27 protein-coding genes are annotated in these 26,173 nt (G+C 38.4%); 23 read left to right on the forward strand and 4 right to left on the reverse strand.

Features of this window, described 5'->3' with window-relative positions; translation table 11 throughout:
* Positions 1-50 precede the first annotated feature (50 nt).
* From xseA to ANG_RS03780, 7 genes are read left to right on the forward strand one after another with little or no spacing between them, the layout of a single operon-like run.
* The gene (xseA, locus tag ANG_RS03750; protein WP_003036002.1) at positions 51-1,391 is read left to right on the forward strand and encodes an exodeoxyribonuclease VII large subunit; all 1,341 of its coding nucleotides are present in this window, start codon (positions 51-53) and stop codon (positions 1,389-1,391) included.
* Positions 1,369-1,581 (forward strand): exodeoxyribonuclease VII small subunit, encoded by a 213-nt coding sequence (locus ANG_RS03755; RefSeq protein WP_003036121.1) that lies wholly within the window; start codon positions 1,369-1,371, stop codon positions 1,579-1,581. Before xseA ends, ANG_RS03755 begins: the two co-directional genes overlap by 23 nt.
* On the forward strand, positions 1,578-2,480 hold the full coding sequence (locus ANG_RS03760; RefSeq protein ID WP_003035941.1) for a polyprenyl synthetase family protein: 903 nt from the start codon (positions 1,578-1,580) through the stop codon (positions 2,478-2,480). The genes ANG_RS03755 and ANG_RS03760 overlap by 4 nt, the downstream gene beginning before the upstream one ends.
* Positions 2,446-3,261, forward strand: a complete 816-nt coding sequence (locus ANG_RS03765; protein ID WP_003036049.1) for a TlyA family RNA methyltransferase — start codon at positions 2,446-2,448, stop codon at positions 3,259-3,261. The genes ANG_RS03760 and ANG_RS03765 overlap by 35 nt, the downstream gene beginning before the upstream one ends.
* Entirely contained in the window at positions 3,254-3,685 is a 432-nt protein-coding gene (locus tag ANG_RS03770) for an arginine repressor (RefSeq protein WP_003036184.1), read from the forward strand. The genes ANG_RS03765 and ANG_RS03770 overlap by 8 nt, the downstream gene beginning before the upstream one ends.
* Before the next feature lie 7 nt (positions 3,686-3,692).
* Entirely contained in the window at positions 3,693-5,351 is a 1,659-nt protein-coding gene (gene recN / locus ANG_RS03775; RefSeq protein ID WP_020999768.1) for a DNA repair protein RecN, read from the forward strand.
* 46 nt (positions 5,352-5,397) lie between these two features.
* Positions 5,398-6,129, forward strand: coding sequence for a metallophosphoesterase (locus ANG_RS03780; RefSeq protein ID WP_003036167.1), 732 nt, complete (start codon positions 5,398-5,400; stop codon positions 6,127-6,129).
* A 62-nt stretch (positions 6,130-6,191) separates the two neighbouring features.
* Here ANG_RS03780 and ANG_RS03785 read toward each other — a convergent pair whose 3' ends face one another.
* The 4 genes from ANG_RS03785 to ANG_RS03800 are packed head-to-tail and all read right to left on the reverse strand — an operon-like array spanning position 6,192 to position 9,851.
* A complete protein-coding gene (locus tag ANG_RS03785) occupies positions 6,192-7,166 on the reverse strand; it encodes a siderophore ABC transporter substrate-binding protein (protein ID WP_003036100.1) in 975 nt (324 codons plus the stop codon).
* 22 nt (positions 7,167-7,188) lie between these two features.
* Positions 7,189-7,941, reverse strand: coding sequence for an iron ABC transporter ATP-binding protein (locus tag ANG_RS03790; RefSeq protein ID WP_003036288.1), 753 nt, complete (start codon positions 7,939-7,941; stop codon positions 7,189-7,191).
* A 1-nt stretch (position 7,942) separates the two neighbouring features.
* Positions 7,943-8,905, reverse strand: coding sequence for an iron chelate uptake ABC transporter family permease subunit (locus tag ANG_RS03795; protein ID WP_003036017.1), 963 nt, complete (start codon positions 8,903-8,905; stop codon positions 7,943-7,945).
* Entirely contained in the window at positions 8,898-9,851 is a 954-nt protein-coding gene (locus tag ANG_RS03800) for an ABC transporter permease (RefSeq protein WP_003035980.1), read from the reverse strand. The genes ANG_RS03795 and ANG_RS03800 overlap by 8 nt, the downstream gene beginning before the upstream one ends.
* Before the next feature lie 229 nt (positions 9,852-10,080).
* Here ANG_RS03800 and ANG_RS03805 point away from each other — a divergent pair, with 229 nt between their 5' ends.
* From ANG_RS03805 to ANG_RS03880, 16 genes are all read left to right on the forward strand, one after another.
* The gene (locus tag ANG_RS03805; protein WP_006269763.1) at positions 10,081-10,914 is read left to right on the forward strand and encodes a DegV family protein; all 834 of its coding nucleotides are present in this window, start codon (positions 10,081-10,083) and stop codon (positions 10,912-10,914) included.
* 128 nt (positions 10,915-11,042) lie between these two features.
* Positions 11,043-11,318 (forward strand): HU family DNA-binding protein, encoded by a 276-nt coding sequence (locus tag ANG_RS03810; RefSeq protein ID WP_003036014.1) that lies wholly within the window; start codon positions 11,043-11,045, stop codon positions 11,316-11,318.
* A 167-nt stretch (positions 11,319-11,485) separates the two neighbouring features.
* Positions 11,486-11,947 carry a Fur family transcriptional regulator gene (locus tag ANG_RS03815; RefSeq protein WP_003035860.1) on the forward strand — a complete coding sequence of 154 codons (462 nt, stop codon included), beginning with the start codon at positions 11,486-11,488 and terminating at the stop codon, positions 11,945-11,947.
* Between the two features lie 137 nt (positions 11,948-12,084).
* Positions 12,085-12,777: a phosphoglycerate mutase gene (locus tag ANG_RS03820; protein ID WP_003036126.1), complete on the forward strand. Its 693-nt coding sequence runs from the start codon at positions 12,085-12,087 to the stop codon at positions 12,775-12,777.
* A gap of 156 nt (positions 12,778-12,933) precedes the next feature.
* Positions 12,934-15,000, forward strand: a complete 2,067-nt coding sequence (gene pbp2b / locus ANG_RS03825) for a penicillin-binding protein PBP2B (protein WP_020999767.1) — start codon at positions 12,934-12,936, stop codon at positions 14,998-15,000.
* A 10-nt stretch (positions 15,001-15,010) separates the two neighbouring features.
* Complete coding sequence (gene recR / locus ANG_RS03830; RefSeq protein ID WP_003031408.1) at positions 15,011-15,607, forward strand: recombination mediator RecR; 597 nt, start codon at positions 15,011-15,013, stop codon at positions 15,605-15,607.
* Between the two features lie 132 nt (positions 15,608-15,739).
* Positions 15,740-16,786, forward strand: coding sequence for a D-alanine--D-alanine ligase (locus ANG_RS03835; protein WP_003035935.1), 1,047 nt, complete (start codon positions 15,740-15,742; stop codon positions 16,784-16,786).
* A gap of 131 nt (positions 16,787-16,917) precedes the next feature.
* A complete protein-coding gene (locus ANG_RS03840) occupies positions 16,918-18,288 on the forward strand; it encodes a UDP-N-acetylmuramoyl-tripeptide--D-alanyl-D-alanine ligase (protein WP_025271677.1) in 1,371 nt (456 codons plus the stop codon).
* The gene (locus ANG_RS03845; RefSeq protein ID WP_025271678.1) at positions 18,278-18,829 is read left to right on the forward strand and encodes a DUF1697 domain-containing protein; all 552 of its coding nucleotides are present in this window, start codon (positions 18,278-18,280) and stop codon (positions 18,827-18,829) included. The genes ANG_RS03840 and ANG_RS03845 overlap by 11 nt, the downstream gene beginning before the upstream one ends.
* Positions 18,830-18,832: 3 nt before the next feature.
* On the forward strand, positions 18,833-19,531 hold the full coding sequence (locus ANG_RS03850) for a YwaF family protein (protein WP_003036069.1): 699 nt from the start codon (positions 18,833-18,835) through the stop codon (positions 19,529-19,531).
* Positions 19,532-19,534: 3 nt separating this feature from the next.
* The gene (locus ANG_RS03855) at positions 19,535-20,221 is read left to right on the forward strand and encodes a YwaF family protein (protein ID WP_020999766.1); all 687 of its coding nucleotides are present in this window, start codon (positions 19,535-19,537) and stop codon (positions 20,219-20,221) included.
* A 133-nt stretch (positions 20,222-20,354) separates the two neighbouring features.
* Complete coding sequence (locus ANG_RS03860; protein ID WP_003036085.1) at positions 20,355-20,762, forward strand: helix-turn-helix transcriptional regulator; 408 nt, start codon at positions 20,355-20,357, stop codon at positions 20,760-20,762.
* Positions 20,763-20,773: 11 nt separating this feature from the next.
* Positions 20,774-21,094 (forward strand): hypothetical protein, encoded by a 321-nt coding sequence (locus ANG_RS03865; RefSeq protein ID WP_003036181.1) that lies wholly within the window; start codon positions 20,774-20,776, stop codon positions 21,092-21,094.
* Between the two features lie 222 nt (positions 21,095-21,316).
* Positions 21,317-22,861 carry a peptide chain release factor 3 gene (locus ANG_RS03870; protein WP_003035967.1) on the forward strand — a complete coding sequence of 515 codons (1,545 nt, stop codon included), beginning with the start codon at positions 21,317-21,319 and terminating at the stop codon, positions 22,859-22,861.
* Positions 22,862-23,361: 500 nt separating this feature from the next.
* Entirely contained in the window at positions 23,362-24,270 is a 909-nt protein-coding gene (locus tag ANG_RS03875; protein ID WP_003036020.1) for a magnesium transporter CorA family protein, read from the forward strand.
* A gap of 308 nt (positions 24,271-24,578) precedes the next feature.
* On the forward strand, positions 24,579-26,135 hold the full coding sequence (locus ANG_RS03880) for a DEAD/DEAH box helicase (protein WP_025271680.1): 1,557 nt from the start codon (positions 24,579-24,581) through the stop codon (positions 26,133-26,135).
* The last annotated feature ends 38 nt before the right edge of the window (positions 26,136-26,173 follow it).

A 26,173-nucleotide genomic window follows, 5' to 3' on the forward strand; every position in this document is an offset into this window, starting at 1 on the left:
ATAATAAAAATTATGAATAAAGAAGCATTACAGGAAATGAAAGGAGAGGAATGACTGAGTATTTACCCGTGTCAACCTTGACCAAATACTTAAAATTAAAGTTTGATAAAGATCCTTATTTAGAACGAGTTTATCTGACGGGGCAAGTTTCTAATTTTCGTAGGCGACCTAATCACCAATATTTCTCTCTCAAAGATGAAAAAGCAGTCATTCAGGCGACAATCTGGGGTGGTGTTTATAAGAAGTTAGGTTTTGACTTGGAAGAGGGCATGAAGATTAATGTCATCGGTCGTGTTCAACTCTATGAACCGAGTGGATCTTATTCCATTATCATTGAAAAAGCGGAGCCAGACGGTATCGGAGCTTTGGCGATTCAGTTTGAGCAGCTCAAGAAAAAGCTAGGCGAGGAAGGGCTTTTTGAGGAGCGCTTTAAGCAAGCTTTACCGCAATTTCCAAAGAAAATTGGAGTAGTGACCAGTCCTAGTGGAGCAGTGATTCGCGATATTATCACAACTGTTAGTCGTCGTTTTCCGGGAGTTGAGATAATTCTTTATCCGACGAAGGTGCAAGGCGAAGGAGCGTCTGCTGAAGTAGCTGAAAATATTCGTCGTGCTAATGAGCGAAATGATTTAGATGTCCTTATTATCGGTCGAGGTGGTGGCTCAATTGAAGATCTCTGGGCGTTTAATGAGGAAGTGGTTGTCCGTGCAATTTTTGAATCGCACATTCCGATCATTTCGAGTGTAGGGCATGAAACGGATACGACCTTGGCAGATTTTGTTGCAGATAGACGCGCTGCAACGCCGACGGCGGCTGCTGAATTAGCAACACCTGTAACAAAGCTGGATCTCCTAGCACACTTGCAGCAGCAACAAAATCGGTTAGCAGCTGCCATGTCTAATCGTCTTACTTACAATCGTGAGCGATTAGCTAAGCTGAGTCAGTCTGTCATTTTTCGACAACCAGAACGACTATATGATAGCTACCTGCAAAAATTAGATCAACTTAATTTACGGCTCAAGCAAAAAATTCGCGAATATTATAACGAGAAAGTGCAGCGAGCAAGGCTTTTACAACATCGTTTAGAGGCTCTAGCTCCCTTAAGGCAGGTTCAGATTTATCAAGAGCGTGTAGCTCAGTTGGAACGGCTTCTACGCAGCAATATGGCAGTTGTTTATGACCATAAAGTGGCTGAAGTCAAGCGTCTGTCTGACGCTTTGCTCATGCTGGATACTAGCCGAATTGTGGCTCGGGGTTATGCTATTGTCAAAAAAGATGAACAGGTGTTAGAATCTATTGAGAAAGTCAATAAGAAAGATCAATTAACCATTTTGATGCGAGATGGTCAAATAGAAGTTGAGGTAAAAGATGTCGAAAGAAAAGAAATTTGAAGAAAATTTAGCAGACTTAGAAGTTATCGTACAGAAGTTAGAAAACGGAGATGTGGCTTTGGAAGAAGCGATTTCTGAGTTCCAAAAGGGTATGCAGCTTTCAAAAGAACTTCAAACAACCTTGGACAAAGCAGAAAAAATGCTGGTAAAGGTTATGCAGGCTGATGGCACAGAAACGGAAATGGAATGAAACAAGACGAAAAATTAGCTAGAATTGGACAGACTATCGAGGGATTTTATGCTCAAAAAGTGGTGTCTGCTGATTTGATAGAAGCAATCCTCTATTCTGTTAATGCAGGCGGTAAGCGAATTCGTCCTCTTTTACTTTTAGAATTATTAGAAGGTCTAGGACTTGAACTGACAGAAGCACATTTCCAAGTGGCAGCAGCGCTTGAAATGATTCATACAGGCAGCTTGATTCATGATGATTTGCCGGCTATGGACGATGATGATTATCGTCGTGGTCGCTTGACCAGCCACAAGAAATTTGGCGAAGCAATGGCTATTTTAGCAGGAGATTCTCTCTTTTTGGATTCTTATGCCTTGATAGCAGAAGCGGCACTGCCTAGTCAAATCAAGGCAAACTTAATCGCAGAATTGTCGTTAGCGGCTGGAACTTTTGGTATGGTCGGAGGTCAAGTGCTTGATATGCAGGGCGAAGGAAAGGACATCAGTTTAGCAGAGCTGCAGACCATTCATGCCAATAAGACTGGCAAACTCCTGACCTATCCCTTTATTGCTGCGGGTTTGATTGCTGAAGTAGGAGAATCACAGCAGGAAAAATTGAAAGTAATAGGTCAGCTGCTGGGACTAGCTTTTCAGGTGCGAGATGATATTTTAGATATCACAGCGAACTTTGAAGACTTGGGGAAGACACCGCAGAAAGATGTGGCAGCAGAAAAGGCCACCTATCCAGCTATTTTGGGCTTGGATGGAGCAAAGCGATTCTTTGAAGAACAGCTAGAAGCAACAGAGCATTTATTGGCAGAAGTAGAAGCAGAGCTTGCTTTTTCAGGCGCGGCTATCAGAAAGATAATAGAAAGTTTAAAACTCAATGACGAAAGAAAGAGTAGATGTTCTAGCTTATAAGCAAGGGCTTTTTGAAACAAGAGAACAGGCCAAGCGCGGTGTGATGGCGGGCTTAGTCGTTGCTGTTGCGAATGGTGAGCGTTTTGATAAACCTGGCGAAAAAATTGATGAAGGCATTGAGTTAAAACTCAAAGGTGAAAAGCTCAAATATGTTAGTCGTGGTGGTTTAAAATTAGAAAAGGCTTTGCAGATTTTTGAAATTTCAGTTGAAAATCAGGTCACGTTGGACATTGGGGCATCAACGGGCGGTTTTACGGACGTCATGCTGCAAAACGGGGCACGACAGGTCTATGCGGTAGATGTCGGCACCAATCAATTGGCTTGGAAATTGCGCCAAGATGAACGCGTCATCAGCATGGAGCAATTCAATTTTCGCTATGCAGAGGCGGCTGATTTTGAGGAGACACCTCGCTTTGCCTCCATTGATGTCAGCTTTATCTCGCTGCGACTCATTTTGCCAGCTCTGTATAAGATTTTGGCTGAAAATGGGAACGCTGTGGCACTCATCAAACCTCAGTTTGAAGCAGGTAGAGAGCAGATTGGTAAAAATGGGATTGTGAAAGATAAAAAAGTGCATCAAGCAGTTTTAGAAAAAGTAACGGACTTTATGGTTGAAGCAGGATTTTCTGTCCAAGATCTGGATTTCTCCCCTATTCAAGGTGGGCATGGGAATGTGGAATTTTTAGCCTATTTGGAAAAAAATCCTCATCCTGAAAACCTAGTAAAAGCAATGATTACAACGGTCGTAGAGACAGCACATAAGGAATTTAAAGATGAATAAAAAGGAAAGATTAGAAAAAATTAGACATTTTGTGTCGGACTATGAAGTTGGGACACAAGAAGCAATTGTAGAATATCTGAAGAAATCAGGAATTACAGCAACACAGGCAACTGTTTCGCGTGATATTAAAGAATTGGGCATTGTCAAAATTCCGCTGAAAAATAACACTTATATTTATGAACTGCCGAAATCAGCTAGCACGAGTTTGAAGTTAGCAGACAATAATATCTTAAAGTTTGAGCTATTTGGAAATATGATCAATCTCAATCTTGTCCCTGGAAGCACAGCTTTTGTGAAGCGACAAATTGTAGAAGATTTCTCTAATGACATTTTTAGTATTTTAGCGGATGATGACACAATCCTCCTTATTTTCCGTAGTGAAGAAATGGCTCATCAGGTATTGGAAGAGATAAAAAATTGGTAGGTAGCCTATGTTACTTGAAATTTCCATTAAAAATTTTGCAATTATTGAAGAGATTTCCCTCAATTTTGAGCAAGGCATGACCGTTTTGACAGGTGAAACAGGGGCCGGAAAGTCTATTATCATTGATGCTATGAACATGATGCTAGGAAGCCGCGCAACAACAGATGTGATTCGTCACGGTGCATCAAAAGCAGAGATTGAAGGGCTTTTTGCAATTGAGCAGAGTAAGGCTTTGGTTGAAATCTTTGAGCAGCAAGGACTTGATATGACAGAGGAGCTGATTATTCGGCGGGAAATTTTTCAAAATGGGCGTAGTGTCAGTCGTATTAATGGTCAAATGGTTAATTTGTCTGTCTTGCGAGCTGTTGGACAGCATTTGGTGGATATTCACGGTCAACACGATCAAGAAGAACTCATGCGACCGCAGCTGCATATTGCCATGTTGGACGAGTTTGGAGCTGACGCATTTTTCAAGCTCAAAGCTGATTATCAACAGACTTTTGACCAGTATCGTCAGTTGCGTAAGCAGGTCTTAACAATTCAAAAGAATCAAGAAGAAAATAAAGCGCGGATTGACATGCTGGAATATCAAATTGCAGAGATTGAAGCAGCTAATTTAAAAGCAGGTGAAGATTTAGCTTTAAATCAAGAACGTGATAAGTTGCTCAATCATAAGCAGATTGCGGACACTTTGACCAATGCTTATGCCATGCTGGATGATGAAGAATTTTCTAGTTTAGCGAATGTTCGTTCTGCCATGAATGACATGGAAGCTATTGAAGACTATGACGCCACTTACAAAGAAATTGCGACCAACCTTTCTGAATCTTACTATGTGTTGGAAGATGTGACAAAGCGTTTGGAGGATATTCTAGAAGACTTGGATTTTGATGGTGGCCGTCTCTTAGAAGTAGAAAGTCGCCTAGATTTAATCTATAGTATTACTCGCAAATACGGTGGTCAAGTAGATGATGTCCTAGCTTACTTTGAGCAGATTTCTAAAGAATATGCTCTACTTACTGGGAAAAATCTTTCATCAGATGATTTGGACAAAGAGCTGAAAAAGCTGGAAAAAAGCTTGGTTTCTCTAGCAAGCAGTCTTAGTCAGGCTCGGCACGAATTAGCCCAGCAGTTAGAAGCAGAGATTCAGCAAGAACTGCAAGACCTCTATATGGAAAAGGCGAATTTTCAAGTTCAATTTACCAAGGGAAAATTTAGTCGTGAAGGAAATGAACACGTTGAATTTTATATTTCGACCAATCCCGGTGAAGATTACAAACCGCTCGTTAAGGTTGCTTCAGGTGGTGAATTGTCTCGTTTGATGTTGGCAATCAAGTCCGCTTTTTCTCGTAAGGAAGGCAAGACCAGCATTGTCTTTGATGAGGTGGATACGGGCGTATCGGGACGTGTTGCGCAAGCTATTGCCCAAAAGATTCATAAGATTGGCTCAAACGGACAGGTCCTTGCCATCTCGCACTTACCTCAAGTGATTGCAATCGCGGATTATCAATTTTTCATTGAAAAAATATCTGATGAGCATTCGACCGTTTCAACTGTTCGCTTGTTATCAGATGAGGAGCGTGTCGAAGAAATTGCCAAAATGTTGGCGGGCGAAAATGTGACCCAAGCAGCCCTCACGCAGGCTAGAGAGCTCTTGAAAAAATGAAATACTCTTTGGCTTGTGCTAAATGGGTTGTTATCAGGAGGTAATCATGACGAATTATTTTGTAATTGGTGACGTACATGGAAAAGCAAAAATGCTAAAAGAATTACTCAAAAAATGGGATGGAGAAAGTCAGCTCATCTTTTTGGGAGATTTGATTGACCGTGGCGAGGACAGCCGAGCGGTTTTAGAGTGTGTGAAAAGTCTTGTCGACAAGCAAGGAGCGATTTGTATTTCTGGGAATCACGAATACATGTTTTTAACTTGGCTGGACAATCCTGAGAGCGGCTATGCTCATTATCGTTGCAATGGCGGTGACACAACAATCAATTCCATTTTGGGGCGACCTTTAGATACTCCTGTTGATGGAGTTGAAGACGCGAAGCGCGTGTCGGAAGAGGCGCCAGACCTCGTGTCTTTTATTCGTCAGATGCCTTTCTTTGTTGAAACAGATAACTATATTTTTGTACATGCTGGAGTTGATTTAACTTTAAAAGATTGGCATGAAACAAGCGATTATCAAAAAGTTTGGATACGTGAGCCCTTTCATCAAGGTCTTAATCAAACAGGAAAGATAATTGTATTTGGGCATACTCCGACTTTTTATCTTTTTTCTGAGATGCCTGGGACAAGTCGCCTTTGGCAAACGCAGGATCAAAAAATTGGCATGGATGGCGGTGCTGTCTATGGCGGTGTTCTCCACGGAGTTTTATTTGGAAATGAGGGAATTTTAGAACATCATTTCATCACAAATGATGGTTTCGCGGTAGAGGATAATTAGAAGTTGGGGACGATAAAAGAGCTGAAGGAAATTCATTTAAGGTTTTCTTCAGCTCTTTTATATTATTTCCCAGCTACATTTTTTACATCTTCAATCATCAATTTTGTTGATTCGAGTCCGCCTCCGCTGAGGTACCAAAGGTCAGATGTCAAGTTTACAATAGTTTTATTTTTAGCTGCATTTGTTTCTTGGATCAGTGAATTATTCAGTAAGTCTTTATTGGCCGAATTGTCCCCACCGATAGCAAGAGTGCGGTTCAGAACAAAGATAATGTCTGGATTGATTTGTTTGATACTTTCAAAGCTGACTTCTTGTCCATGTCTTGATTCCTTAATTTTAGCATCTGTTGGTTTGAACTTCAAAGTGCTGTAAAGAAGAGAAAAACGTGATTTAGCTCCGAAAGCAGACATTGCACCTTCATTTAACATCATCGTCAGAGCCTTTTTATTTGATTTTTCATTGGCAGCAGCAACAGTTTGAATTTCTTTGTCTAATTTAGCTAATTCACTTTTAGCTTTTTTGGTTCCGTATTCCCCAAAGATACTTGCTAAAGAAAGGATGTTTTTCTTAGTAGAACCCCAGTAATCTTTGTTGTCTGTTTGGAATAATACAGTAGGGGCAATCTCCTTGAGTTTCTTGACATATTGAGCTGTACGACCAGAAGCAATAATCAAGTCTGGTTTTAAAGCTGCGATAGCTTCCATATCTGGTTCTTTCATGTTACCTACATTTTTAATGCTACTTGGTAAATTTTTTAAGTAAGTAGGAAGAGTTTTCTTTGGCATACCGACAATGCTGCTTTCTTTACCTAAAGCACGAATGGTATCAGCTGCACCTAAATCTAGTGTTACAATTTTTTTAGGGTTGGTAGGGACTTTCACATCTCCATTTGCTGTTTTGACAGTGACTTCACTAGAAGCAGATGAAGAATTTGTCGTTTTTGAATTGGTCTGTTTATTGGCTCCGCAAGCAGCGAGTAGCACAACTGCAATAGCTGTGAAGAGAGATAGAAGTAGTGTTTTTGTATTCTTTTTCATTAGAAATCCTCCAAAATTAATATTATAGATAAATACAAACTTTTTTACCATTGATTTCACTAAGGGTAATGTCCATTTCATACAATGGATCTAAAATTTCTTTTCTCATGACCTGATTGGTTGTGCCTTGGTAAAAGACTTTTCCGTCTTTAAAGGCGACAATTTCATCAACATACTGACTGGCAATATTGATGTCATGAATGACAATGATAATCGTTTTTCCTAAGTCATCAACGAGAGAACGCAAGATTTTCATCATAGAAATACTTTGCTTAATATCTAGATTGTTTAGTGGCTCGTCCAAAAGGATAAAATCAGTGTCTTGAGTGAGCACCATAGCGATAAAAACGCGCTGCAATTGACCTCCGGAGAGTGTATCAATAAAACGGTTTCTTAAATCAAGAATGTCCAGATATTCAAGTGCTTGCTCTACTTTTTTGAAATCTTCTTTTGTCAAACGATCCTGACTATAAGGAAAGCGACCGAAGGAAACCAATTCTTCAACCGTTAATTTAGATTGATAATTGATTTTCTGTTTTAAAATGGTTAATTCTTTGGCGAGCTCTTTTGAGTTCCAAGCTTCAATTTCTTTTCCCTTGATACTGAGAAAACCGTGATCTTTCTTGAGCAAACGGCTCATAATGGAAAGCAGCGTTGATTTTCCAGCACCATTTGGTCCAATAAAGGCGGTGAATTTGCTCGGTGAAATATTCAGTTGAATATCTTCTAAAATTGCTTGATTTCCAAATGATTTGCCAACGTTTTTTAATTGCATTCTAGCGTTTTGCCTCCTTAGCTAAAAGATAAAAGAAGAATAACCCTCCGACAAGCTCAATGACCATGCTGACATTGATTTGGAGCTGAAAGACACGCTCTACCAGCATTTGCCCAGTAGTTAGAGAAAGAAAACCGAGTAAAATTGCTACTGAGAATAACCATTTGTGTTGGTATTCTTTGATTAACAGATAGGCTAAATTGGACATCATAAAGCCGAAGAACATCATAGGTCCAACGAGAGCAGTTGTCGTTGAAGTCAGCAAAACAATTGCCCATAGTATCTTTTTTTGCTCTTTTTCAACTTCTACACCTAAAATAGTTGTTGTCTTTTTATCCAAATGAAAGACATTCAAAATAGCGTTCTTCTTTAACAAATACAAACCTGCTAGTCCAATGATAATTGCAGCGACAGATAGAATATCCATATTTATTCGTTGAAAGGAAGGAAATAGTTTTGTTTGCAGTTTATCATATTCATTAGGATCCATTAGTACCTGCAAGAATGTACTGGCGCTTCTAAAGAGCGTCCCTAGTGCCATGCAAATCAATAAAATAAATACAAATCCTTGCTGAAGTAACTTTTTTAATGCAGGTTGCAGGCAGAAAAAGAAGCCACACTGTATGAGTAAGACTAAGATAAACTCAAGCAAAGGATGACCAGTATTGCCGATGAATTTGCTAGCAAAGAAAAGATAAATCGTCTGCATAAAGACATAGAGAGATTCCATTCCAAGAATGCTTGGTGTTAAAAAACGATTCTCTGTGATTGTTTGAAAGCTGATTGTAGCAAGACCTCCAGCTATGGCGACTAAGAGATAGGCTAGTAACTTTTGCGAGCGCAATTTCATAATAAAACCTAGTAAAGGATAGTCCATTGGCATGAGATATAACAAGCCACTCAAGCTAGCTACCAAAAGCAATAAAAGTAAGCGATTTCTTGTTTGACTCTTCATTTTATTCATGAGCAGCACCTTGCCATAAAAGATATACGAAAGCCAAACTACCTAAAATTCCTAAAATCAAGCTGACGGAAACTTCGTAAGGGCGAATGACTAGACGAGCTACAATATCACAGACCAAGATGAGACAGGAACCAGTTAATGCGGTCAGCCCCTTAATGCGTGTGATATGGTCACCATAAAATTTCCGAATGATGTTTGGAACAATGACTCCGATAAATGGAAGAGAGCCGACTGTAATCATCGTCACACTTGTCGTCAATGCAATGAGAAACAACGTCATTCCCTCCATTTGGTAAAAGGAAATGCCTAGATTATGACTAGCGTCTTCCCCTAGATTCATAATGGTAAACGTGGCTGATAGCTTCCATACTGCAATCAAGATAATCAAACTTAAAAATAACCATTCATATTGATGTTTCTGAATCATGGAAAAAGAGCCTTGTGTCCATGAAGTCATGCTTTGGACAAGCTCAAAACGATAGGCAATGATTTCTCCTGCTGCACTAATCACTCCACTGTAAACAATCCCGACAAGTGGTAACAACCATTTTTCTTTAAATGAGAATTTTCTGATAAATCTAATAAAAATAATCGTAAAAAAAATAGCAGATACAAAAGCAAATAGCATTTTTTGCGCTAATGTGGCTGACGGAAAGAAAAATAAACTAAGCAACATACCAAATTTCGCAGCCTCGACCGTTCCAACTGTACTAGGAGCAGCAAAATGATTTTGTGTAACAGTCTGCATAAGAAGCCCGGCAATGCTCATGCTAGAGCCCGCTAGGAGAATGCTAATTGTCCTTGGCAAGCGTGACTCCCAAAATAGCAGCCCGGTCTGCTTATCTCCATGTAGCAGCTGCCACCACGAAAAGTGACTAGAACCAACTGTAATTGAAATCATAACCAGAGCGAGACAAAGAATTCCTAAAAATTTTGTCTGTTTCATTTATCAACCCTTTCTTCAAAGCAACAGCTTCAATAAGATACATCACTAGGCTAACAAAAAAATAAAAGAGTGTCAATTATTTTCTGAAAATTTAATAATTCTGTTTATTTAGAAAAATAGAAAGCTCTACACACCTTTTACACATTTTATCCAGAAAAATTATTCCACAAAAAGTTATTTTTTTGATATAATAAATTAAATAGATAAAATTTATAAAAGTAGGAAAACCATGACAAAAATCAAAATTGTAACGGATTCATCTATTACGATTGAACCGCAAATTGTAGAGGATTTAGAGATTACAATCGTCCCTTTGTCTGTAATGGTAGATGGTGTTGTTTATTCCGATGCTGATCTGAAAGAAGGAGAATTTCTTCGCTTGATGCAGTCCAGTAAAAATCTTCCTAAAACAAGTCAACCGCCCGTCGGCGTCTTTGCAGAGGTTTTTGAACGATTGGGTGAACATGCTGATAAAATCATTTCAATTCATATGTCCCATGCTTTATCTGGAACAGTTGAAGCCGCCCGTCAAGGTGCCACTTTATCAAACGTCGATGTCACAGTCATTGATAGCTCTTTTACAGATCAAGCTTTGAAGTTTCAAGTGGTAGAAGCTGCCAAATTAGCCAAGGCAGGTGCTGATTTAGAAGATATTTTGGCAAAAATTGAAGAAGTGCGTGAAAAAACGGAACTTTATATCGGTGTATCAACTCTTGAAAATCTTGTAAAAGGAGGTCGCATTGGTCGTGTCACAGGACTTCTCAGCTCGCTTCTGAATATTCGAGTGGTGATGCAGATGAAACAGCATGAACTACAACCAATTGTAAAGGGGCGGGGCGTAAAAACTTTTAAAAAATGGGTCAATGATTTGGCTGTAAGTCTGAAGGATAAAAAAGTAGCAGAGATTGGAATTTCGTATGCAGGAACTGCCGAATTGGCGAACGAAATGAAACAGATTTTGCAACCGTGTGTGGAAAAAACGATTTCTGTTTTGGAGACTGGTTCTATTATTCAAACACATACAGGTGAAAATGCGTGGGCAATCCTCGTTCGCTATGAATAAGTTTGATATTTTTGGAAAAATTGAAAAAAGTTCGTTTTGTGCTTGACCTCATAACATTTTTTAGATATGATAATACTTGTTAGAGTTAGTGACTACTAATTCATAAAATATTTTGGAGGATTTGTTAAATGGCTAACAAACAAGATTTGATTGCAAAAGTAGCAGAAGCTACAGAATTGACTAAGAAAGATTCAGCAGCAGCAGTTGATGCGGTATTTGCAGCAGTAACTGAATTCCTTTCAGCTGGTGAAAAAGTTCAATTGATCGGTTTTGGTAACTTTGAAGTTCGTGAACGTGCAGCTCGTAAAGGTCGTAACCCACAAACTGGTAAAGAAATCACAATCGCAGCTTCTAAAGTGCCAGCATTCAAAGCAGGTAAAGCTCTTAAAGATGCTGTTAAATAATTCAACGACAAAAAGCCTATTGTATCAACGTTTCGGCGTTGTTCAATAGGCTTTTCTTGTGTTTTGAAAGACAAAAGCTGATCATTGCATTTATTTACAATCATTCTAAATACGTATTCTCTTAATTTCATGATATAATAAGAAAAAACAATTATGAGTAGGTAGGCATGAATTTACATCCTTATTTAGAAATTAAAGATCAAAGTGATTATGAAAATGTTATTCAACGGTTAAAAGTGAAAGGTGTGCGTATTACAGAGACTCGAAAGGCGGTTATTGCCTATATGATTTGGACGCATGCGCATCCTAGTGCAGAAAAGATTTATCAAGATTTGAGGCCTGAGTTTCCTAACATGAGCCTAGCAACGGTCTATAATAATCTGAAAGTATTGATTGAAGAGGGTTTTGTGGAAGAAATCAAGATAAAGAATGACAATACGACCTATTTTGATTTTATGGGGCATGAACATCTGAATATTGTCTGCGAAAAATGTGGACGAATTGCAGACTTTGAAGATGTGGACCTACCTGATCTGAGACGTGAAGCTGAAAAGCAGACAGGTTATAAGATCACAAAAACCAAAGTGCTGATATATGGAATTTGTGCTGATTGTTTAGGAGATAGCTGAGTAAATAGATACACTGTTTGAATAAAGAAAACAGTAAAAATCAAATATTCTCCTATTGCTACTAGATTTTTTATGAAAAATTTTGTAAAATATAAAATGACTGTAAGACAGTTTTCAAAAATCAAAGGAGATATCTAATGGTAAAATTAGTTTTTGCTCGCCATGGTGAGTCTGAATGGAATAAAGCTAACCTCTTTACTGGTTGGGCTGATGTTGATTTGTCTGAAAAAGGGACGCAACAAGCGATTGATGCTGGTAAATTGATTAAAGAAGCTGGTATTGAGTTTGACCAAGCTTACACATCTGTTTTGACACGTGCTATCAAAACAACAAATCTTGCTCTTGAAGCTGCAGGTCAACTTTGGGTGCCAGTTGAAAAATCATGGCGCTTGAATGAACGTCATTATGGCGGTTTGACAGGTCAAAATAAAGCTGAAGCAGCTGAAAAATGGGGTGACGAACAAGTTCATATTTGGCGTCGTTCTTATGATGTATTGCCACCAGCTATGGCAAAAGATGATCAATATTCAGCACATACTGACCGTCGCTATGCAAACCTTGATGATTCAGTGATTCCAGATGCGGAAAACTTGAAAGTTACTTTGGAACGTGCTCTTCCATTCTGGGAAGATAAAATTGCTCCAGCTTTGAAAGATGGTAAAAATGTGTTTGTAGGTGCGCATGGTAACTCAATCCGCGCTCTTGTAAAACATATCAAACAATTATCAGATGATGAAATCATGAATGTGGAAATTCCTAATTTCCCACCGCTTGTATTTGAATTTGATGATAAATTGAATCTTGTAAAAGAATACTATCTTGGAAAATAAGCCCAATAAAATATTAAGAAGCTCTGCGTAAACAGAGCTTTTTGATATTGTGCAAAATTCTAATTGGTTTAGCTGTGTTTTTTATCAGTGTTTCCATTTTACTTGACTTCATTTTCTTGGATTTGTGGTACAATAAAAGGTAGCATTTTGACTAGAATGAGAGAAAACATGTTTAAGAAAAAAAGAAAATTTGATAGTCATTCCATTCCTAGACGGCTCAATTTGTTATTTGGGATTGTGATTTTATTGTTTATGAGTTTGATTGTTCGTTTGGGCTATATGCAAGTTGTGCATAGGGAATTTTATACAAAAAAATTGGCGACTGCCAGCAAAACCAAAGTAACAACTAGCTCTGTTCGTGGGCAAATTTATGATGCAAGTGGAAAACCTTTGGTGGAAAATACAACCAAGCAAGTCGTTTCCTTTACGCGTAGCAATAAAATGAGAGCTGAAACGATTAAAGAAATTGCTCAAAAATTACTGCCGTTAGTTTCCATTTCCAATGCAGACGTTACTGAGCGACAACAGGTCGATTATTATTTGGCAGATAGCGAGGTTTATAAGAAGGTCGTCAATCAACTGCCTAAAAATAAAAAGTATAGTGCAGATGGAAATCGTTTGACAGAGTCGAAGATTTATAGTAATGCCGTTAAAAGTGTTGATGTGGTCAAATTAAACTACTCAAATGAAGATAAAAAAGTTATTTATTTGTTTAGTCAAATGAATGCTATTGCAAATTTTGAGACGGGAAATATCCGAACAGACGATTTGTCTCCTGACCAAATTGCGACAATTGCTTCTAGCTCAAAAGAATTGTCTGGTATCAGTATTACCACCAGCTGGGATAGAAAAGTGTTAGACACATCTTTAGCTTCTATCATTGGAAGTGTCTCAAGTGAGAAGGCAGGACTACCTGCAGAGGAAGTTGATGCTTATTTGAAAAAAGGCTATTCACTTAATGACCGTGTTGGAACAAGCTATTTAGAAAAGCAATACGAATCTACTCTTCAAGGGAAACGCGCAATCAAAGAAATCAATCTTGACAAAAATGGAAATATGGAGAGCGTGAAAAATATTTCCAATGGTAGTAAGGGAAATAATCTGAAATTAACGATGGATTTGACTTTCCAAAATGGTGTGGAAGATATTTTGAGAAGGTATTTCAGTGCAGAATTAGCAAACGGTCATGCGACATATTCTGAGGGTGTTTATGCTGTTGCTATGAATCCAAAAACGGGTGCTATTCTAGCAATGGCAGGTTTAAAACATAATATTGATACTGGAGAATTGACAGCCGATTCACTTGGTACCATTATGAATAACTTTGTGCCTGGTTCGGTTGTTAAGGGTGCGACTTTGACAGCAGGTTGGGGAAGTGGAGCTATCACAGGTAACCAAGTTCTGACAGATCAACCGATTTCTTTTGGAGGTTCCTCTGCTATCACTTCTTGGTTTACTCAGTATGGCCCTCGACAAATTACAGCTTTAGAGGCATTAGAATATTCATCCAATACTTATATGGTTCAACTAGCGTTGAATATGATGGGAACCCCTTATTCGCCTAATATGACGATTGATTTGAAAAATTTGAATTCCTCTATGGACAAATTGCGTAAAACTTTTGCGCAATATGGATTAGGAGCATCTACAGGAATTGATTTACCAAGTGAGTCCGAAGGCTATACTCCTAAAAAATATACGTTTGCAAACTATTTAACCAATGCTTTTGGCCAGTTTGATAACTATACACCGATGCAATTAGCTCAGTATGCTGCAACGGTAGCTAATGGTGGTACTCGTATCGCACCACACTTAGTGGAAGGAATTTATGACAATAATGAAAAAGGTGGTCTTGGAAAATTAATTGAAGGAAAAGCCACCAAAGAGTTAAATAAAGTGGATATTTCAAAAGACAACATGGATTTGATTCGTCGAGGTTTTTACCAAGTAGTACATGGAACAAGCGGCTTTACAACAGGGCGTACTTTATTTCAAGGTGAAGCAGTGCCAATCAGTGCGAAAACAGGGACAGCTGAAACGTTTGTCAATAATGGAAAACAGGAAGCCATCAATACAAACGTTGTTGCTTATGCACCAAGTAACAATCCGCAAATTGCAGTTGCAGTTGTTTTTCCACATAATACAGACTTATCTTCAACCGTTAGCCATAGTATAACTCGTGATATTATTAACTTGTATCATCAACAGCATCCAATGAATTAGAAAGGATACTATGCTTTATCCAACACCGATTGCAAAATTGATTGATAGCTTTTCAAAATTACCAGGAATTGGCATAAAAACAGCAACACGTTTGGCGTTTTATACCATTGGTATGAGTGATGATGATGTCAATGAATTTGCTAAAAATTTGCTTGCAGCGAAACGTGAGCTGACCTATTGTTCTATTTGTGGCAATTTAACAGATGATGACCCTTGTACTATCTGCACCGATGAGACACGGGATCAATCTACTATTTTGGTTGTAGAAGATAGCCGAGATGTTTCTGCTATGGAAAATATTCAAGAATACCATGGCTTGTACCATGTTTTGCAGGGATTGATTTCTCCTATGAATGGTATTGGACCAGACGACATCAATCTGAAAAGTCTCATTACACGGTTGATGAATAGTGAGGTAACAGAGGTAATTGTGGCAACCAATGCGACAGCGGACGGGGAAGCAACTTCCATGTATATCTCACGGGTGTTAAAACCAGCTGGTATCAAGGTAACGCGCCTGGCTCGTGGATTAGCAGTTGGTTCTGATATTGAATATGCAGACGAAGTGACGCTGCTTCGGGCTATTGAGAATCGCACAGAATTGTAAAAAAGAAAATAGAGCTTTCCTTTAAAAGAAAATGGAAGCTCTTTTTCTATTCAAAAACAATCTAAAATATGATATACTAAAAAGCGATTAAATTTGTAGATTTCTTTTAAGATAAGAAGGTTAGGTATAAAAATGGCAAAACAACAAATTATTCTCCTTTATGGTGGTCGCAGTGCCGAACGAAAGGTCTCTGTCTTATCAGCGGAGAGTGTCATGCGTGCGATTGACTATGATAAATTCTTTGTGAAGACTTATTTCATCACACAAGCAGGTGATTTCATCAAGACGCAAGAATTTTCAAGCAAACCTGCTGACAATGAAAAATTAATGACAAACGATAGTATTGTTGAAAGTCAAAAAATTAAACCAAGTGATATTTACGAAGAAGGGGCAGTTGTGTTCCCCGTTCTTCATGGTCCAATGGGAGAAGACGGGTCTATCCAAGGATTTCTTGAAGTGTTGAAAATGCCTTATGTGGGTTGCAATATCCTTTCTTCTAGTGTGGCTATGGACAAAATCACGACAAAACGAGTGTTAGCTTCTGCTGGCATTCCGCAAGTTCCCTATGTAGCAGTGATTGAAGGGGAAAATATAGACGAAAAGATTGCAGCAGTAGAAGCCAATCTAACTTATCCAGTTTTTACAAAACCGTCAAATATGGGCTCTAGTGTCGGCATTTCTAAGTCTGAAAATCAAGATGAATTGCGCTCTGCTCTTGAATTGGCTTTCAAATATGATAGCCGTGTCTTGATTGAGCAAGGTGTCAATGCGCGTGAAATTGAAGTTGGCTTACTTGAGAATGAAGGAGTCAAAAGCAGTTTGCCAGGTGAGGTAGTGAAAGATGTTGCTTTCTATGATTACGAAGCCAAGTACATTGACAACAAAATCACCATGGATATTCCTGCAAAACTCTCTGAAGATGTCATTGCCACTATGCGGCAATATGCAGAAAAAGCTTTCCATGCTATTGGCGGTGTTGGTTTAGCTCGCTGCGATTTCTTTTATACTGATAAGGGCGAGATTTTCCTTAATGAGTTAAACACGATGCCAGGTTTCACTCAATGGTCGATGTATCCGCTGCTTTGGGAAAATATGGGCATTTCTTATACAGATTTGATTGAGAAATTAGTTCTCTTAGCGCAAGAAACATTTACAAAACATGAAGAGCATTTGTTGTAAGACAAGATTGAAAGAGCCGAAAGGTTCTTTTTTCTATTGTTTTAGTATGTCTTTGGCGAGTGTGTGTAAAAGTAGGTTATTCTGTGGTATAATGAGAGAGTTAGAGAAATTTAAGACATATAGGTGAAAAAATGCAATTAACGTTCTATGAAGTAGCTTCTGTATTGAAAGCAAAAAATGATGTTCATCAATTTCCAGATTGTACATTTGGAAAGGCAGAATTTGACAGTCGATTGATTGGAGAGGGAGACTTGTTTTTTCCTCTTAAAGGAGCACGTGACGGGCACGATTTTATTGTGACGGCATTTGAAAATGGTGCTGCGGCAACCTTGTCAGAAAAAGAATTGGACGACTATCCTTATATTTTAGTTGATGATGTATTGGCAGCGTTGCAGCGTTTGGCACAGTATTATCTGGAAAAAATGAAGGTAGATGTCTTTGCAGTTACGGGTTCTAACGGTAAGACGACGACCAAAGATATGCTGGCTCACCTCTTGTCAACAACTTACAAGACTTATAAAACGCAAGGAAACTACAATAATGAAATTGGTCTTCCTTATACGGTTTTATACATGCCAGATGATACGGAAAAACTCGTTTTGGAAATGGGACAAGATCACATGGGGGATATTCACCTTCTGTCCACAATTGCGCAGCCAAAAGTAGGTATTGTGACGCTGATTGGCGAAGCGCATTTAGAATTCTTTAAAAGTCGTCATGAAATTGCAAAAGGAAAAATGCAAATTGCCGACGGCATGAAAGACGGGACTCTTTTGGTTGTTCCAGCGGACAAGATTATCAATGATTTTCTACCGAGCCAGCAAAATGTAGTCCGTTTTGGTCCAGATGAAGATATTTTCCTAACGAAATTAGAAGAACGAAAAGATAGTTTGACTTTTGAAACCAATTTCTTAGATAACGCCATTGACCTTCCAGTAACTGGGAAATACAATGCAACAAATGCCATGATTGCAGCTTATGTGGCATTGAAAGAAGGAGTAACACAAGATAAGATCCAAAAAGCATTTGCAACGCTTGAATTAACACGAAATCGCACCGAGTGGAAGAAAGCTAAAAATGGTGCGGATATCCTTTCAGATGTTTACAATGCCAATCCAACCGCTATGCGATTGATTTTAGAGACATTTTCAACGATTCCGTTTAATGAAAAAGGTCGGAAACTGGCAGTTTTAGCTGATATGAAAGAATTGGGGGCTGATTCTAAACAAATGCACGGTGCCATGATAACCAGCCTAAATCCAGAAATTCTTTCAGAAATTTTCCTTTATGGAGAGGACATGGCTGCTCTATTTGCCTATGCTAAGGAAATTTTCTCGCCTGGAAAAGCCCATTATTTTGTAAAAAATGCTGAAAAAGATCAATTTTCTGACTTAGTAAAGGCTGTTAAAGAAGCACTCAAACCAACGGATCGATTACTAATAAAAGGAAGTAACTCTATGAACTTAGCTAGTTTAGTGGAGGAATTGGAGAATGAAGGGTAACAATAAAGTACAGTATCTTGCCCTCCTTCGTGGTGTGATGCCAACAGGACCAAATCGGATCCCTAAGATGAGTGATTTGGTTCAAATGTTGGAACAATCTTGTTTAGATAATGTTTCAAGTTATATTCAATCAGGCAATGTGATTTGCGAAACAAGCCTACCAGCTGAAGAATTAGCACAACACATGCATCAGGTGATATTGGAAAGCATTGGTGCAAATTTATCCATTATCGTAAAAGAAAAGTCCGATTTAGAAAGGGCTATTTTAGGAAATCCCTTTTCTGAGGAGTTGGATTCGTCACGGATTCATCTCGTTTTTACAAACAATTACATTTCAACGGAGCAATTGGCAGAACTGCAAGTAATGAACTTTATGGACGAAATGTTTGCAGTTGGAACTGCTTGCCTTTATATGTATTTACCAAGAGATGCCAAAAAAAAGAAGTTAAATAATAATTTTCTTGAAAAGAAGTTAGGTATTGTCGCCACAACAAGAAAGCTGAGTGTTATCAAAGAATTAAGTAATAGGATGGTTGAGTAGGAGATGAATCTACAAGAATTTTTTACAAGTCATAAAACGGAGGCCCCTCAATTAACTCCATTTTGGTATGGAATGATGTTTTTAGGAATCATTTATGTCATGTATAGTGCTGTAAAATATCATAAAAACAGGCGCTATCAGAACTTTTTGAAAGCTGTACAAGGTTTACAAATTTTAGTGCTTTATGGCTGGTATGTTGTGACCTTGTCACCAATTTCTGAATCACTTCCTTTTTATCATTGCAGATTGGCGATGTTTGCTGTTTTGCTACTGCCTGATTCTTCAACCTATAAACAGTATTTTGCGCTTTTAGGAGTGTTTGGACCTATTTGTGCATTGGTCTATCCTTTATTTGACCCATTTGCTTTTCCTCACATCACTTTAGTCTCCTATTTGATTGGTCACTATGCTCTTTTGGGAAATTCTCTCACCTATTTGCTGAATCATTATGATAGCGAGTTATTGAGTTTACGGCGAATTGGAGAGATTAGCTTTAGTATGAATCTTTTATTACTATTTGTAAATCTGGTGAGTGGTGGAAATTATGGATTTTTGAAAGTACCACCTTTAGTTGGAAGTCATGGAATGATTGCTAACTATATTTTTGTTTCATTGATCTTGATTTTAGCAATTTTCGTGGTTTCTCTGATTTTTAAACAAATTAGACGAGAACAAGGAGAAACAGTAAGACAGGAAAATTAAGCTATGCTGAATAATTTTTTAACGACTCAAAAGACAACAGCACCGCCTCCCATTTCTGCTATGGGCTATGTGACGATGATAGGAATTCTCTTGTTCCTCATTTACACTTCAGTTCGTTGTGCGCAAACCCCACTGTATCAAAAAACTTTTAAATATTTACAAGCTTTTCAATTAGTTATACTTTATTCTTGGTATTTTGGTTTCCATATTTCATTTGCAAATAATCTGCCTTTTTATCATTGCCGCTTAGCCATGTTTGCCATGTTGCTGCTGCCAGATAAATGTCGAAGCAAGCAGTATTTTGCTCTTTTAGGTGTCAGCGGGGCGATTTTTGCAATTGGTTACCCAGTTTTTGACCCTTATGATTTTCCGCATCTCACCAGCTTTTCATTTCTTCTGGGGCATTACTGCCTGCTGGTTAATTCGCTGGTTTATCTTATCAACCACTATGACAAGCAGCTGTTGAAGAAGTATGAGATTGTGGGCTACACATTTGCTTTGGATTTGTTTTTAGTTGGTGTCAATGCCGTAACTGGTGGAAATTATGGATTGATGACTCATCCCCCGCTTATAAAGGGAGACCGGATCTGGGTGAATTACGTACTTGTCTCACTGGTTCTGGCCACCGCTTTACTCCTTTTTGATGAATATTTTAAAAGGCGATGGAAAAAGCAATCAAAATTAGTTTAAAGCTTTAAGTATTACATCCTCTGTCAAATTTATTTGGCAGGATTTTTTATTGTTTTTTCTCAATGTAAAAAAATTTTGCTAGATTTCATAAACGAAAATAGTAAAATAAAAGTAGAAAGATAGGAGTGGGATAATGGAAATTGGGAAAAAATTAAAAGAAGCACATCAGATGAGTGGCTTGACACAGGAAAATGTCGCAGAAAAATTAAATGTATCTAGACAGACTGTTTCAAATTTGGAAACAGAAAAATTTTATCCGGATATTTTGTATGTTTTGCAGTTAAGTGATTTGTATCAGGTTAGTTTGGATGAATTGTTGAAAGGAGATGAGCATATGATTCAGCACTTAGAAAATTCTACTAACACTGTCAAGAGCAATCGAAAGATTTTACTAGCCTTTATATGTAATATTTGTTTATTATTCCTTTTCTTTATTTTTATCATTCCAATCTCCAAGAGTTATCTGCTGACCCTGTTGGCAGTAGCTCTGGTGGTTGGCACCACAGGTTATATATTAGTACAAATTATTCGTAAAATATAGGAGGTTCTATCATGACTTGGTATCTATTGACCTTGATTGGCTTACTCGTCGTAACAAATGGGCTGTTTGTGTATCAATTGTTTAAACTAGTCGAATTAGATGCTGCGGTTCGTGGGATGAAACATCCTAAGTTCTGGGGAGTTTTGGCAGCTGGCGGTCAACGGGGAGAAGGCTTGATTTTATACTTATTAAACCGAAACAAGGCTGTTTTTTCCATGACGGCAGAAGAAAAAGAAGAACTTCAAATGAGGAAACAACGGATTATCTATTTACTGGTTTTAATCATGATATTAGTAATTTTTCTCTTTGCTAGTGTGATTGTGAGATTCTAAAATGTAGTCTCTTATATCAAGAAACTGCGTCTTATAATTATGACTATACAAACAAAGGAAGCTGAGTCTTTTGCCCCAGCTTCTTTATATGTTCTAAGCAATTGAAAAAATCCTTTAAATCCGCTATAATAGGTAGGTTGAAACGAGTTAGGAGCAGTCCAATGTAATAAGAGTTTTCACAGAAATCGAAAGAAAAAGTATAAAAAAGAAAAAGAGGACATAATGACGATTCAAGATGAAATAAAAAAACGCCGAACTTTTGCGATTATCTCTCACCCAGATGCCGGTAAGACAACTATCACAGAGCAATTGCTCTACTTTGGAGGCGAGATTCGTGAAGCGGGTACGGTCAAGGGTAAGAAGACCGGGAACTTTGCCAAATCTGACTGGATGGATATTGAGAAGCAGCGGGGGATTTCAGTGACCTCTTCTGTCATGCAGTTTGACTATGCCGGAAAACGGGTCAATATTCTTGATACACCAGGGCACGAAGATTTTTCAGAAGATACCTACCGCACCCTCATGGCTGTGGATGCAGCAGTCATGGTGGTGGACTCTGCCAAAGGGATTGAAGCCCAGACTAAAAAACTATTTGAAGTGGTCAAACATCGCAATATCCCAGTCTTTACGTTTATCAATAAACTGGACCGCGACGGGCGTGACCCCCTTGATTTGCTGGAAGAACTAGAAGAAGTGCTTGGCATTGCCAGCTATCCGATGAATTGGCCAATTGGGATGGGGAAATCCTTTGAAGGTCTCTATGATTTGCACAATCAGCGACTGGAGCTCTGTAAAGGTGATGAGCGCTTTGCCAGCATCGAAGAAGGAGAAAAAATATTTGGCAACAATCCATTTTATGCTCAGGTTTTAGAGGATATTGAACTCCTACAGGAAGCGGGAAATGAATTTTCACAGGAAGCTATTTTTAATGGGGAATTAACCCCTGTCTTCTTTGGTTCAGCCCTAACTAACTTTGGAGTGCAGACTTTTCTTGACACTTTCTTGGAGTTTGCACCAGAGCCTCATGGACACAAAACCACAGATAATCAGGAAATCAGCCCGCTGGATAAGGATTTTTCAGGATTTGTCTTTAAAATCCAAGCCAATATGGATCCAAGACACCGTGATCGCATTGCTTTTGTCCGCATCGTATCGGGCGAATTTGAGCGCGGTATGAGTGTAAATCTGACCCGTATCAAAAAAGCTGTCAAACTCTCAAATGTCACCCAGTTTATGGCAGAATCACGTGAAAATGTAGAAAATGCGGTGGCCGGTGATATCATTGGGGTTTACGATACAGGGACTTATCAAGTTGGTGATACTTTGACAGTTGTTAAAAATAAGTTTGAGTTTGAACCCCTGCCAACTTTTACCCCAGAAATTTTCATGAAGGTTGCGGCTAAAAATGTCATGAAGCAAAAATCCTTCCACAAGGGAATTGAGCAGCTGGTCCAAGAAGGAGCCATTCAGCTCTACACCAACTACCAGACTGGTGAGTACATGTTGGGAGCTGTCGGTCAGCTTCAGTTTGAAGTCTTCAAGCACCGCATGGAAAATGAATACAATGCCGAAGTAGTCATGACACCCATGGGCAAAAAGACGGTCCGCTGGATCTCACCAGATGATCTGGATGAGCGTATGTCCTCCAGCCGAAATATTTTAGCCAAGGATCGCTTTGACCAGCCTGTCTTTCTCTTTGAAAATGACTTTGCCTTGCGCTGGTTTGCCGATAAATATCCAGATGTCAAGTTGGAAGAGAAAATGTGAGAGCGTTAAAAATCCAACAGAAAATTAGAAAATCTGACGAAGAAGCGATTGCTTCTAGGAGGATTTAGCTCGAACTCAGTTAGAGAAAATGTAAGACGTTGCCAATGACTAGTAACTGAAGTTACTGTCATTGGACGGCAGCCACTATGTGCGGTCTGCCTAAACGGCTTACTAACTGTGTCGAATAAGTAAAATCGAATTGTTCGACTCCGTGTCGTAACGCTAGAAAAATAGGAAGCTTTATCTATCTTCATAGGATTTAGCTCGAACTCAGTTAAAGAAAATGTGAGACTTGCCACGGCATATTAACGAAGTAATTCACTTAAAAACTATGCTATTGTTGGAGTTTTATCATAATGATTTTTGAAACAGAACTGGGTTAAGTGAGTTCGTTTGTTAGCATATCAAGCATTAGATAAAGAAGTGCAATAACGATTGATGAAGGATTGAGCGTTTTTCTCAATCCTTTAGATTATTTAAAGTCAAGAAAGGAGAAAAGGGTGTTTATTGAAAAAGAGTTGAAAAATGGAATGTCTTGGATAAACTTAGATGCAGATATTTTAAGTCAACATCCAGATTCTTATAAGGAATACAATATTGATGAAGAAACGATTGAGTACGCGTTAGATAAAAATGAACGAGCGCACATGGATTACAATCGTGAAACAGGAACAGTCGTTTTTATTTTCAACGTATTAAACTTAAAAAGGGATAAGGACTATTATGAAACTATTCCTATGACCTTTATTGTACAGAAAGATAAACTCTTAACAGTCAGCAATCGAGCAAATACTTATGTTGTAGATATGATGAAAAACTATATTGAACATCATGAACTTGTGACGGTGTACAAATTTCTATTTGCTAGTTTAGAATTGGTGTGCAATTCTTATTATCCCATTATTGAAAAAATGGATGAGACAAAGGATCATATCAATCGGTTATTGCACAAAACGACCACCAAGAAAAATCTCTTTGCTTTAGCAGACTTAGAAACTTCCATAGTCTATTTGGTAGCAGCTGCAAAGCAAAATCGTATGCTGTTAGAGCACATTAAAGGACATGCAATTTATCGTCATTTGGATGAGATTGAAAAAGAGCAGTTTGACGATGTCATGATTGAAGCTCGTCAGTTAGTAGCAATGACAGACTTGATTTCTCAAGTTCTCAGTCAACTATCTGGTTCCTACAATAACATTTTGAACAATAATCTAAATGATAGTTTAACCGTTTTAACAATCATTTCAGTCCTTTTAGCAGTCCTTGCAGTTATTACGGGATTCTTTGGCATGAATGTGCCACTTCCATTGTCTAATGATAAAAATGCTTGGATTTATATTGTTGTTATTAGTCTCGTTCTGTGGGTTGTATTGACCAAAGCTTTAAAATGGCTAGCCAATAAAAAGTAAAACACGCCAAGTGCATGAAGAAATTATCGTTTTCAATTAGCGTGTTTTCACGATAAATATCATTTTTTAAGTATAATTCATTCAAAATGAATGTATTTAGTTTTAATTGGTAAATCTGTTTGAAAATTTTTTTGAAAAATGCATGTATTCCGGAAAAAAAGGGTTACATGCATTTTCCTCATGCGTACGGCGTGGAAGTAAAAAATAAAACCTATCTTTTTATCATTCTTTGTGTTATACTAGATAGGTTGCAAATAACTATGTTTTATAAGGTAGCTTCGCACTGCCTTTTTAGAAAGAAGAAAAAATTGAAATTTAATGAATTACATTTATCTGCTGAATTGTTAGCAGAAATTGACAAAGCGGGCTTTGTGGAAGCCAGCCCAATCCAAGAACAAACAATCCCGCTGGCTATGGCAGGAAAAGATGTGATTGGACAAGCTCAGACTGGTACAGGAAAGACAGCCGCTTTTGGTTTTCCGACTCTTGAAAAAATTAACACAGAAAATCCTGTTGTTCAGGCTTTAGTCATTGCACCAACTCGTGAATTGGCTGTTCAAAGTCAAGAGGAACTCTTCCGCTTTGGTCGAAGCAAAGGTGTGAAAGTCCGTTCTGTTTATGGCGGATCCAGCATTGAAAAGCAAATCAAGGCTCTCCGTTCAGGCGCGCACATTGTTGTTGGAACTCCAGGACGTTTATTAGACCTCATTAAGCGCAAAGCACTGAAACTCAATCATGTAGAAACGCTTATTTTAGACGAAGCGGATGAAATGCTCAATATGGGTTTCTTAGAAGACATTGAAGCAATCATCTCACGTGTGCCGGAAGAGCGTCAGACCCTTCTCTTTTCAGCTACTATGCCAGATGCTATCAAGCAGATTGGCGTGAAGTTTATGAAAGAGCCAACACATGTCAAAATTGCAGCAAAAGAATTGACAACGGAGTTGGTGGATCAATATTATATCCGTGTAAAAGAAAATGAAAAATTTGATACCATGACACGTCTCATGGATGTGGAACAACCAGAACTTTCTATCGTTTTTGGGCGTACCAAACGCCGAGTTGATGAATTGACTCGTGGACTTAAAATCCGTGGTTTCCGTGCAGAGGGGATTCATGGCGATTTAGACCAAGGAAAACGTCTCCGTGTTCTTCGCGACTTTAAAAACGGAAATTTAGATGTTCTTGTTGCGACGGACGTTGCTGCGCGTGGTTTGGATATTTCTGGTGTTACACATGTTTACAATTATGACATTCCACAAGACCCAGAAAGTTATGTACACCGTATTGGGCGGACAGGTCGTGCTGGAAAATCTGGTCAGTCCATTACATTTGTTGCACCAAATGAAATGGGTTATCTTCAAATCATTGAAAGTTTGACCAAAAAACGTATGAAAGGCATGAAACCAGCCACTGCAGAAGAAGCCTTTCAAGCTAAGAAAAAAGTTGCACTTAAAAAGATTGAGCGAGATTTTGCGGATGAAAACATTCGCAACCAATTTGAAAAGTTTGGCAAAGACGCTCGCAAGTTGGCAACTGAATTTACACCAGAAGAATTGGCTTTATATATATTGACCTTAACCGTACAAGATCCAGACACTCTACCAGAAGTAGAAATCGCGCGTGAAAAGCCATTACCATTTAAGTATGTTTCGGGAGCTAATAAAGGCAATCGTAATAGCAAAAATGGGCGTCGTAGTAATGATCGTCGTGACCGTACTAATGGGCGTGACAATTACAAAAAGAGTGGTCGCCACGATCGCTTTGACAAAGAAAAGCGTTACCGCAAAGATCACAAAAAACCTCGCAATACTTCAAGTGAGAAGAAAACAGGATTTGTCATCCGTAATAAAGGTGATAAGTAATTATAAAAACATAAAAAGGCGAATAGCAATTCGTCTTT

Source organism: Streptococcus anginosus subsp. whileyi MAS624, assembly GCF_000478925.1.
Lineage (GTDB): Bacteria > Bacillota > Bacilli > Lactobacillales > Streptococcaceae > Streptococcus > Streptococcus whileyi.

What these genes read in the sequence shown, in the direction of transcription:
- ANG_RS03850 (WP_003036069.1), top strand. Translation starts at nt 18,833, where the DNA reads ATGAATCTACAAGAATTTTTTACAAGTCATAAAACGGAGGCCCCTCAA.
- ANG_RS03755 (WP_003036121.1), top strand. Translation starts at nt 1,369, where the DNA reads ATGTCGAAAGAAAAGAAATTTGAAGAAAATTTAGCAGACTTAGAAGTT.
- ANG_RS03760 (WP_003035941.1), top strand. Translation starts at nt 1,578, where the DNA reads ATGAAACAAGACGAAAAATTAGCTAGAATTGGACAGACTATCGAGGGA.
- ANG_RS03795 (WP_003036017.1), bottom strand. Translation starts at nt 8,905, where the DNA reads ATGAATAAAATGAAGAGTCAAACAAGAAATCGCTTACTTTTATTGCTT.
- ANG_RS03800 (WP_003035980.1), bottom strand. Translation starts at nt 9,851, where the DNA reads ATGAAACAGACAAAATTTTTAGGAATTCTTTGTCTCGCTCTGGTTATG.
- ANG_RS03770 (WP_003036184.1), top strand. Translation starts at nt 3,254, where the DNA reads ATGAATAAAAAGGAAAGATTAGAAAAAATTAGACATTTTGTGTCGGAC.
- ANG_RS03815 (WP_003035860.1), top strand. Translation starts at nt 11,486, where the DNA reads ATGAATTTACATCCTTATTTAGAAATTAAAGATCAAAGTGATTATGAA.
- ANG_RS03835 (WP_003035935.1), top strand. Translation starts at nt 15,740, where the DNA reads ATGGCAAAACAACAAATTATTCTCCTTTATGGTGGTCGCAGTGCCGAA.
- ANG_RS03805 (WP_006269763.1), top strand. Translation starts at nt 10,081, where the DNA reads ATGACAAAAATCAAAATTGTAACGGATTCATCTATTACGATTGAACCG.
- ANG_RS03845 (WP_025271678.1), top strand. Translation starts at nt 18,278, where the DNA reads ATGAAGGGTAACAATAAAGTACAGTATCTTGCCCTCCTTCGTGGTGTG.
- pbp2b (WP_020999767.1), top strand. Translation starts at nt 12,934, where the DNA reads ATGAGAGAAAACATGTTTAAGAAAAAAAGAAAATTTGATAGTCATTCC.
- ANG_RS03855 (WP_020999766.1), top strand. Translation starts at nt 19,535, where the DNA reads ATGCTGAATAATTTTTTAACGACTCAAAAGACAACAGCACCGCCTCCC.
- ANG_RS03870 (WP_003035967.1), top strand. Translation starts at nt 21,317, where the DNA reads ATGACGATTCAAGATGAAATAAAAAAACGCCGAACTTTTGCGATTATC.
- ANG_RS03820 (WP_003036126.1), top strand. Translation starts at nt 12,085, where the DNA reads ATGGTAAAATTAGTTTTTGCTCGCCATGGTGAGTCTGAATGGAATAAA.
- ANG_RS03865 (WP_003036181.1), top strand. Translation starts at nt 20,774, where the DNA reads ATGACTTGGTATCTATTGACCTTGATTGGCTTACTCGTCGTAACAAAT.
- recR (WP_003031408.1), top strand. Translation starts at nt 15,011, where the DNA reads ATGCTTTATCCAACACCGATTGCAAAATTGATTGATAGCTTTTCAAAA.
- ANG_RS03840 (WP_025271677.1), top strand. Translation starts at nt 16,918, where the DNA reads ATGCAATTAACGTTCTATGAAGTAGCTTCTGTATTGAAAGCAAAAAAT.
- ANG_RS03810 (WP_003036014.1), top strand. Translation starts at nt 11,043, where the DNA reads ATGGCTAACAAACAAGATTTGATTGCAAAAGTAGCAGAAGCTACAGAA.
- ANG_RS03780 (WP_003036167.1), top strand. Translation starts at nt 5,398, where the DNA reads ATGACGAATTATTTTGTAATTGGTGACGTACATGGAAAAGCAAAAATG.
- ANG_RS03860 (WP_003036085.1), top strand. Translation starts at nt 20,355, where the DNA reads ATGGAAATTGGGAAAAAATTAAAAGAAGCACATCAGATGAGTGGCTTG.
- ANG_RS03785 (WP_003036100.1), bottom strand. Translation starts at nt 7,166, where the DNA reads ATGAAAAAGAATACAAAAACACTACTTCTATCTCTCTTCACAGCTATT.
- xseA (WP_003036002.1), top strand. Translation starts at nt 51, where the DNA reads ATGACTGAGTATTTACCCGTGTCAACCTTGACCAAATACTTAAAATTA.
- recN (WP_020999768.1), top strand. Translation starts at nt 3,693, where the DNA reads ATGTTACTTGAAATTTCCATTAAAAATTTTGCAATTATTGAAGAGATT.
- ANG_RS03765 (WP_003036049.1), top strand. Translation starts at nt 2,446, where the DNA reads ATGACGAAAGAAAGAGTAGATGTTCTAGCTTATAAGCAAGGGCTTTTT.
- ANG_RS03790 (WP_003036288.1), bottom strand. Translation starts at nt 7,941, where the DNA reads ATGCAATTAAAAAACGTTGGCAAATCATTTGGAAATCAAGCAATTTTA.